This is a genomic window from Microbacterium sp. (assembly GCF_031179285.1).
Lineage (GTDB): Bacteria > Actinomycetota > Actinomycetes > Actinomycetales > Microbacteriaceae > Microbacterium.
The window spans coordinates 1-8,707 of record NZ_JAPSHY010000051.1; the positions used below are offsets into that span (position 1 = coordinate 1).

The following is an 8,707-nucleotide window of genomic DNA, read 5'->3' on the forward strand; positions in this document are numbered from 1 at the left end:
TGCAAGCATGGAGTCGATGCCCTCCGGGCCTCGACTCGACACCTCGAACAGATTGCTCAGGATCCCGCATGGCTCGCCCGTCACAGCGCTCTGAGCCTCGTGGGCTCCGGACGCAGTGGCGCAGGGCATGGTCGACCCGTCAGTCGGGGGCGCAGCTGCTCTCGGCTCCGCTGCGGCACGAGCTGCAGGAGCGCTACGGCAACGTCAGCCATCTGCGACGGGTCGGCAGCCGCCCGCCGCTGCGCGAGTACTTCACCGAGCTGTGGGACCGCCGCCACTTCATCTGGGCAGGCGCGCGCGGCGAGGCGCTCACCCGCTACGCGAACGAGCGGCTCGGTGCGCTCTGGTACATCCTCAGGCCGATGCTGGACGCCGCCTTCTACTGGGTGATCTTCGGCCTCGTGCTGAACATCGGCGGGAGCGTCGACAACTACGTCGCCTTCATCCTCGTGGGCGTCTTCATGTTCCAGCTCTCGAGCAGAGCGATCACGGGCGGCACGACCCTCATCCGCGGATCGAAGCCCATGATCCGCGCGTTCGCGTTCCCTCGGGCGTCGCTCGCGGTGTCGATCGTGCTCCGCGACATCTTCATCAGCGCGCCGGCCATCGGCGTGATGATCATCGCGATCATCGCGATCCCTCCGCACGAGGTGCCTTCGGTCACATGGTCGTTCTTCCCCGTGATCTTCGCGCTGCACACCATGCTGAACCTCGGCTTCGCACTGCTGTTCGGCTGGCTCGGCGCGATCCTGCCGGATCTCGCCCAAGCCATGAGCTTCGTCTCCCGCCTGCTCATGTACGGGTCCGCCGTGATCTTCCCCGTCGACCGGTTCATCACCCACCCGACGGCGCTCGCCATCGTCGAGGCGAACCCCATCTACATCGTGCTCGACCTCTACCGAACGGTGCTCATCGGCGGCGGTGTGCCCGCGACCGGCGAGCTGCTGACCCTCGGCGCATGGGCAGCAGGGCTGCTGCTCGTCGGCTTCGCGCTCTTCTGGCGCGACGAGGAGCGGTACGGACGTGACTGAGCTCGAGCCGGGATGGCGCCTCAGCGACGACCCCAAGGTCACGATCGCCGCCGAGAACGTGCGCCTCCGCTATCGCGTGCAGCGCACCGAGAGGCCGACGCTCCGCTCGTTCGCGAGCCGCAAGGCCGTGACCGGGCCCGTCCTGCGCGGCGTGACGCTCGCCGCCCGCGAGGGTGAGATGGTCGGGCTCGTCGGCCTGAATGGATCGGGCAAGAGCTCGCTCCTTCGCGTGCTGGCGGGGCTGCAGCCGGCGACCTCCGGCACCGTCGTCGCGTCCGCGCAGCCGCAGCTCCTCGGCGTCAGCGCCGCGCTGGTGCCCGACCTCTCGGGCGAGGAGAACATCTGGCTCGGCACCCTCGCGATGGGGATGACCCCCGACGACGCGTACTTCGCCAAGGAGCGCATCGAGGAGCTCGCTCGTCTCGGCGAGGCGATCAAGCAGCCGATGCGCACGTACTCGTCCGGCATGGCCGCGCGGCTGCGCTTCGCGATCTCGGTCGCCGCCGACCCCGAGATCCTCATGATCGACGAAGCGCTGTCGACCGGCGACGCATCCTTCGCCGAGCGGGCGAAGGAGGCTATGCAGGGGCTCATCGCCCGAGCCGGCACGGTCTTCCTCGTCAGCCATGCCGCCCAGACGATCGAGGACATGTGCACGCGCGCGCTCTGGCTCGACAACGGCACCCTCATCGCCGACGGGCCGGCGGACGAGGTCGCCACGATGTATCGGTACTACGCGCACAGCATCGCACTCGGCAAGGACGACGCAGCCAAGAAGGCACTGGTCAGCGCGACGTCTGCACACCCTCCTCTGTTCTCAAACACCTGACGAAACCGGAGCATCTATGCGACAGCACAAGGTCATGACGATCTACGGCACGCGGCCCGAAGCGATCAAAGTGGCGACGGTCATCGAGGCCCTCGAGCGCGACGAGCGCTTCGAATCGATCGCTGTCGTCACCGGCCAGCACCGCGAGATGCTCGACCAGGTGAACATCATGTTCGGCATCACGCCGAAGCACGACCTCGACCTCATGAAGCCCGGCCAGGCATTGAACGGCATCGTCTCCCGCGCCATCGCCGGCATCGACGAGCTCATCGTCGTGGAGCAGCCCGACGTCGTCATCGTTCAGGGCGACACGTCGACGGCCATGGCCGCCGCGATCGCCGCGTTCAACCGTCAGGTGACCGTCGTGCACCTTGAAGCCGGGCTCAGGACGGGTGACATCGATTCGCCGTTCCCTGAGGAGGCCAACCGCAAGCTCATCAGCCAGGTCGCGAAGCTGCACCTCGCGCCCACGCGCGGGTCACGGGACAACCTGTTCCACGAATCCGTCGAGCCCTCGACGATCGTCGTGACCGGCAACACCGTCATCGACGCGCTGCTCGAGGCTGCGACGTGGGATACGGTCCCGGGCGATCCCGCAGTCGCCGCAGCGCTCGAGAGCGGTCGTCCTATCGTCCTCGCGACGACACACCGGCGGGAGAACCTCGGCGACAGCATGGACGCGATCGGCCGCGCCCTCGCCAAGATCGCGAAGAAGCATAAGGATCACATCGTGATCCTGCCGGTGCACCGCAATCCCATCGTACGCGAGGCTGTCCTACCTCACCTCGAGGGCAAGGACAACATCATCGTAACCGAGCCGCTCCCCTACGCCGAGTTCACGAAGGTCATGGCCGCGGCTCGCATCGTGCTCACGGACTCGGGCGGCGTGCAGGAGGAGGCACCGAGCCTCGGCAAGCCCGTGCTCGTGATGCGCGAGAACACCGAGCGCCCCGAGGCAGTTGACGCAGGCACCGTCCGGCTCGTCGGCACCGACTATGACCGCATCGTCTTCGAGGCGAACCATCTACTGGAAGACTCGGCCGCGTACGCCATGATGGCTAACGCAGTGAACCCGTATGGCGACGGACAGGCCTCCGCGCGATCGATCGCCGCAATCGCTGAGTTGCTTGGCTCCGGCGCGCGGCTGCCAGACTTTCACCCCGAGACGACATTGCCTGCATCGACGGCTGCTCAATGAGTGCAAAGCGCTACATCCGTCTCAAAGAACTGCGGCCTCTGTCTCGAGGAGCGCACATACCCGACAGTGCATACCTTGCGCTGACAGATGGCTCTTTGAAGAGCGGGCCATTCATTTGGAGTACAGACGAGTTCGGATTCCTCGAGACAGGCTCCTCCAGCACCGGAGGTCGGCAACTGTTCCTGATGGGCGACTCTTTCGTGGAGTCGATGTTCGCCCAGCCGACCACTCGGTTCGCGGCTGTGCTTGAGAGTCAAGTTCGAGCTCGCGGCCATCGTGTTGACGTGCGCAACGCTGGCTATTCCGGCGCTACGACGCTTCAGACCTTCAATACGATGGTCAACAAGATTGCGCCGCTAACACGGCCCGGTGACGTCATCCTTATATTTCCGTCCCAGAGCGACGCTGCTGCAGCACTAGACCACGGAGGCTACTGGGGCGGGTCCGCGCGCTACGCGACACTGCTCCCGCCTCGCGGCACTTCCCAGGGCAGTGTGGCGGATCCTCGGCTTGAAACTCGAAAAGCGTTGCGGCTGATTGCAGCAGCAGCACGAGCACTCGAACTTCACGTGGTCGTCGCGAGCACGCCATTTCGGCAGGGCAACTTTGCTTGGGATGCCACTTTGCGCAACCAATACGCGCGCAACCGGAGTCGATACGAGAAATACTTGAGTTTCAGGCTGGCGCTGATCGAAGATACGGCGATCATCGCGCGCGAGACCGGACTGCGCCACATCGCGGCTGCCGACTGGCTTTCCGGACTTCCCGAACTTTTTTATGACGAGCTGCATCTTAACGAGACGGGGCATGAAGTTCTCGGGAAGCGATTGGCCGACGAAATTAGTTTAGAGTTCGCGGTCCCGACAGTCCTATGACCGAGGCCGATCTGTGAGCGATCGAAAAATCGTGCGATAGCTTCTTGCGAGGGCCGGGTAGTCAGCGTTCTCCCTGATCCACGCACGTCCCTTGCGGCTGATCTCGAGGTCCGAGCGGGTGCGTGCGAGCCGCCGCCACTCATTCATCAGTGCTGTGACGTTCCCCGGCGGTACCACCACTCCAGCCTGGGTGAGTTCGACGATGCCTTTGGCCTCGCCCGCCACAATGGCCGTGATGTGTTTACCAACAGCCAGAAGCTCATAGAGCTTAGATGGAACCGTCCACGTAAAAGGGGCCCAGTCGCGCAAAGAGACGATCGTCGTATCCGCCCAGTCATAGTGCTGAGCCACTTCGTTCTTGGCCACGGCAGGGATGACCTCGACGCCTGAGCCAGTCGCCATCTGCCGCAGACGACTCACGTCCTTCCCGTGGCCCACTATCCGGAGCTCGATCGGCACGCCCTCCTCCCTCAACGAGAGCGCCGCCTTCACGACCACTTCTAGCCCCTGACTTCTACCGACCGTCCCCATGTACAGTGCGCGAAGCCCTGATCCCTGTCGGACCGCGGTACTGAGCACTTCATAACGCTCAGGGATAGTGCCGTTTCGAATCACGGACACGTGCGCCACGCCTCGCGCTTGCAGAACCTCTGCGAAAGAAGCCGTCGTAGTCACGACATGATCGGCGGCTCGCTGGAGGTGCGTCACGTATCGATGGATAGCGACCTTCAGCCAGGCAGCATGAGGACGTTGACGCGAGTCTTGTCTTGCGGGCACGATATGCGACACAAGATCTGGCCACGCGTCACGCATTTCGACTATAAGCGGCAGATGAAACCTTCGAGCCAGCCTGCTAGCCACTACAACAGATTCAAGAGCCGGCGCTGTGGCTATGATCAACTCCGGCCGACCGTAACGTGAGATGTGGCGGCATACTGCCCCGTAGGTGCTGATAGCCGTCCATACATGATCCGCCGTTCGACTCGCGACGTCACCTCGATGGGGAATGAATCCGACGCGGTGGATGATCAGTGACGGCGTCAACCATTCCCGAGACCCCGGTCGATAGCGTTCTCGGTCACGTAAGGCGAGCCGTCCCGTAGGATAATGCGGCGGGGGGCAAAAAACATGCAACTCGACGCCCAAATCGGATAGCTCTCGGCCCAGGCTGCCCCAGCGGCGTTGCGGGGCGCCGTTCTCCGGCTCGAAATAGTGAGAGATAAGTAGCGCGCGCACCGGCTATTTTCCGAACTGCTCGTTCTCGGCACCTCGACGCCTCTTCAATCGCCAGACACGCCGCTGGAGCCGACCAAGTCGCGACTTCTGCAAGGCTTCCAAGCGCGAGCGGGCATATGCGGCCTCGCCTGCAAGTTCTTCCAGCTGACGCCGAAGTCGCCCTGCTTCCGTGCGAAGCACTCGTACTTCGTCTGGAGTCTCCAGCGAGCCGCTCGTGTGCAGCTCAGTATCAGCCGACCCCATCTCGATGACAGATCGTTCCACCTCCCGCCGCACACTCGCCATCTCCGCGACGCGAAGCAGCGCGCTCGACAGCGGCATGGTGTGCGTTTGCCCGCCGGCGATCAGCAAGTTCCCCCAGAGTACTGGACTAACATCATCGCCCCCTTCAACGCACCATATCGTCCTGCCGTCGGCGTGCAGCCGCGCCCACGTCTCGGTCGGCGCGGCCGAGGGCACGCACCCGATCCACTCCAAGACACTGGGCGATACCGCCGAGTACCAATACGGACGTGATGCTTCGAAACATCGTCTCGCTGCCGCTTCGACCATGGCACCATCAGCGATCGACATCAGGAGGCGCTTGAACTCCGTTAGAGAGTCTGCAAACAGAGGGTAGTCGGCGCCGAGGAGCCTTTCATGAGCCGGAGTCCTGTTCAGGATTGCTGGCCGAGCGAGAGCGCCGTACTCAAGAATCTTCGTCGACAGCTCGGCCGACGACTGCAGATTCGGGCTCCGCCACCCTATGCCTACATCGGACGCAACAATAACCTCCCGCGCTCGCGCGCGCGGCAGCCTGCCGTGCCACGCAACGCCCGGCGTCTCGGTTAGCAGGTACCTCACAGTAGCCGTGAAATTCGGACGATCAGAGCTGGCTTGGAAGTGATCGCCCGCCACGTCGAGTCGTAGATCCGGCCGCTGCTTCTGACCAGCCTTAAATCCCGCGAGGATCAAGTCGGGAATCCAGTCGGGGAAGAACTTCCCCGCATACGACAGTCGATTCGGCGAGGCCGAGTAATGAAACAGCTCCTCGAAATCCGCGTCCGGATCAGGTACGTGCGGGGGTAGAATGAACGCACGTCGTGCCATTTCGTCGAAGCCCGCCTGCTCTAAGACCGCTTTCATGTCCGGGGTCTGACAGGCGACACGAACAGGATATGTAGAGAGTGTTGTCAGCTGCTCGCGCACGGGCGCCGACAGCTCAGAGGACACGCTGCTTACGCCCGTCACGTACACGCAGAGCTTATCTGCAAGGCTTGGTCGTATACGAAGCACTTCGACGGCCGTCTCGTTGTCGCGTACTAACACCGCATCGTAGTGCTCAGCCTCCGCAACGATCGCCGCGGCGTAACCAGTTCGCGTGGGCTTGGCGGCGTCCAGACCCAATCGCGTTCGTCGGGGCTCCCTGTAGGGGTCAATCACGCGAACGTTCGGAAAATGCACGACTTCGGACAAAACGTCGCTCTTCAGAATCGGATTAGCTGTGAGCACAGCCACCTCGACTCCAACGTGTCGCGACAACATGGCAGCCATGCCGGCGACGAAGAACGCAGACCCGTCGATGACGTTCAGGTTGATATACCCTGCTACTAGAACTCTGAAAGGCTTCACTTCGATCAGCGTCGTCACAGCTTCACGCTCAGTTCGCGCCGCTCGGTCGTGCCCTTAGCCTCATGGGAGCGGACCTCGACTCGAACAAGGGCAGAGCTGACACCCACAGGTATATCGGTCGCGTTCACGCGCTGGAAGGCGGTGCGTTGTACGACGGCGCCGTCAACAGTGACTGTGAACCGATAGTCGAGGTTGACACCGTCAGCTACACATACCACCCGTCTTGGTGCCTCCGACTCGAGGAACAGCTTCCGAATACGTAGGAGAGCAGGCTTCGATGCTTTCGGCCATTCACTTGCCGCCTGCACCAGCATGAACTCCATCTGTCGCTCTAACTCCCGGTAACGATCGCGCCACAGGCCCGCAATGTCCTTCATCGCGCCACCTCCTGCCGTATGAGAGCGATCTCCTTGTCTACGGTCGCTCGGCGGCCACAGCGCGCCGTCATGGAGCGACTCCCCTCCTCCGAAAGCGTGAGGAACAACTCCTCATCGAAGTAGAGTTCCTCGATCGCATCGGCGAGCGCCACTGGTGACTCGGGAGGAACGAGGAGACCAGAGACACGATTCTTCACAAACTCGGGTACTGCCGTGACATCGGTCGCGACCGCAACTAACCCAGAACTAGCGGCCTCGCACATGGAAACTCCCTGGGAATCGAACCGCGTAGGAGCGAGAAAGACGCCGTGATCCGCATGCAACTCTACTATCTCCTCCTGCGAGAAGAACCGGTTGTGCAACTCAACGTTGGGGAACGCGTGGAGCGGGGCTGTGATCTTCTCGAAGAGCACTCCCTCGCCACAGATGGTGAAAAGCAGTTCGTCGAAGTAAGGCCGCTTGGACAACTCGAGGATGGCGGCGACCATGACGTCATTGGCATATTTGCGCGAAGCGTACGGTCGCACAGAAAGAATACGAAGGCGGAGCGCGGGACTCTTCGCTCTGTACTGAAACAATTCTTCATCGATGAGGTTGGGGATGACCACGCCGTCGGTGATCTCCGCGTCGATGTCCGGTTCAACGATCATGTGCTGGAACCATGCTGAAACGTTCACGAATCGAAGCCTCAACGGTCGCTCAACCACGAGGTCGCGCAGAAATCGGTTCTGCGTTTCGTAGTAGTTGCTCTTCTTAGCTATTGCGTCAGCAATCTCCGTCGATCCGAGCACGAAATTGAACCAGCGTCGGTGCCATGCTTCCGCCTCAAAACCGTGTATCCACACGATTACGGGCGCAGACACCGCAGCGTTCATGAGAGGCACGAGGCGACCGGGCTCTGCGAAGTGGACCAAGTACGCGTCGTACCTCGCGCTCTTAGCAAGCGCCTCTAAATGCTCGGAACGGCCTACGGTTACGGGTACGTCGTCGTAGACGTAGTGCTGCAATTCCGCCACAGGCTGGTGGTGATAGAACACCTCTACCTCGAGCCCCGCTTCCTGGTACGCCTTGACTCGACGGTGAATGAAGCCGTTCCGGTAAAGCGCACGATCAGACGGGTAGGCGTTCGCGATGACTAGGACGCGCGTCGCGGACCGGACCGCCACGTCAGTCCCGCCACATGTCGGCAAGGGCGCGACTCGACGGTGCGTTTTCATCGCCACAGTCCCTTCGTGTCGACGACGATCTTCTCGGTGAGGAGCTCGCGGTCGAGCGTCTTGAACTGGTGGTGGTCGACGAGCACGAGCACGATGTCGGCGCGCTCGATCGCGTCCCCGACCTCTGCGTGCTCGACGTTCGCGCGGTCGGCGAGCGACGCCGGCAGCGCCTCGACGTTCGGCTCGACCACGAGCACCTGCGCGTGCTCGATCTCAGCCGAGAGCCGCTCGACGATCGACTTCGAGGGCGATTCGCGCAGGTCGTCGACGTCGGCCTTGAAGGCGATGCCGAGCGCGGCGATCACCGGCTCGCGGAACTTCGCGGCCTTGGCC

At 62.7% G+C, this 8,707-nt stretch carries 9 protein-coding genes; 4 read left to right on the top strand and 5 right to left on the bottom strand.

Annotated elements, in window-relative coordinates:
- Positions 1-68: 68 nt before the first annotated feature.
- From RIN18_RS16855 to RIN18_RS16870, 4 genes are read left to right on the top strand one after another with little or no spacing between them, the layout of a single operon-like run.
- A complete protein-coding gene (locus RIN18_RS16855; protein ID WP_309105140.1) occupies positions 69-1,031 on the top strand; it encodes an ABC transporter permease in 963 nt (320 codons plus the stop codon).
- A complete protein-coding gene (locus RIN18_RS16860; RefSeq protein ID WP_309105141.1) occupies positions 1,024-1,860 on the top strand; it encodes an ATP-binding cassette domain-containing protein in 837 nt (278 codons plus the stop codon). The genes RIN18_RS16855 and RIN18_RS16860 overlap by 8 nt, the downstream gene beginning before the upstream one ends.
- Before the next feature lie 16 nt (positions 1,861-1,876).
- Positions 1,877-3,058 (top strand): non-hydrolyzing UDP-N-acetylglucosamine 2-epimerase, encoded by a 1,182-nt coding sequence (gene wecB, locus RIN18_RS16865; protein WP_309105142.1) that lies wholly within the window; start codon positions 1,877-1,879, stop codon positions 3,056-3,058.
- Entirely contained in the window at positions 3,055-3,933 is an 879-nt protein-coding gene (locus RIN18_RS16870; protein ID WP_309105143.1) for an SGNH/GDSL hydrolase family protein, read from the top strand. Before wecB ends, RIN18_RS16870 begins: the two co-directional genes overlap by 4 nt.
- On the opposite strand, the gene RIN18_RS16875 is transcribed toward RIN18_RS16870, so the two are convergent.
- From RIN18_RS16875 to RIN18_RS16895, 5 genes are all read right to left on the bottom strand, one after another.
- Positions 3,928-5,169 carry a glycosyltransferase family 4 protein gene (locus tag RIN18_RS16875; RefSeq protein ID WP_375163545.1) on the bottom strand — a complete coding sequence of 414 codons (1,242 nt, stop codon included), beginning with the start codon at positions 5,167-5,169 and terminating at the stop codon, positions 3,928-3,930. The two genes, RIN18_RS16870 and RIN18_RS16875, sit on opposite strands and share 6 nt — an antisense overlap.
- A gap of 3 nt (positions 5,170-5,172) precedes the next feature.
- Entirely contained in the window at positions 5,173-6,798 is a 1,626-nt protein-coding gene (locus tag RIN18_RS16880; RefSeq protein ID WP_309105145.1) for a hypothetical protein, read from the bottom strand.
- Positions 6,795-7,157 (bottom strand): hypothetical protein, encoded by a 363-nt coding sequence (locus tag RIN18_RS16885; protein ID WP_309105146.1) that lies wholly within the window; start codon positions 7,155-7,157, stop codon positions 6,795-6,797. The genes RIN18_RS16880 and RIN18_RS16885 overlap by 4 nt, the downstream gene beginning before the upstream one ends.
- Positions 7,154-8,323, bottom strand: coding sequence for a glycosyltransferase family 4 protein (locus RIN18_RS16890; protein WP_309105147.1), 1,170 nt, complete (start codon positions 8,321-8,323; stop codon positions 7,154-7,156). Before RIN18_RS16890 ends, RIN18_RS16885 begins: the two co-directional genes overlap by 4 nt.
- Before the next feature lie 47 nt (positions 8,324-8,370).
- Positions 8,371-8,707 (bottom strand): UDP binding domain-containing protein (locus RIN18_RS16895; protein WP_309105148.1); only part of this gene is annotated, 337 nt, incomplete at its 5' end.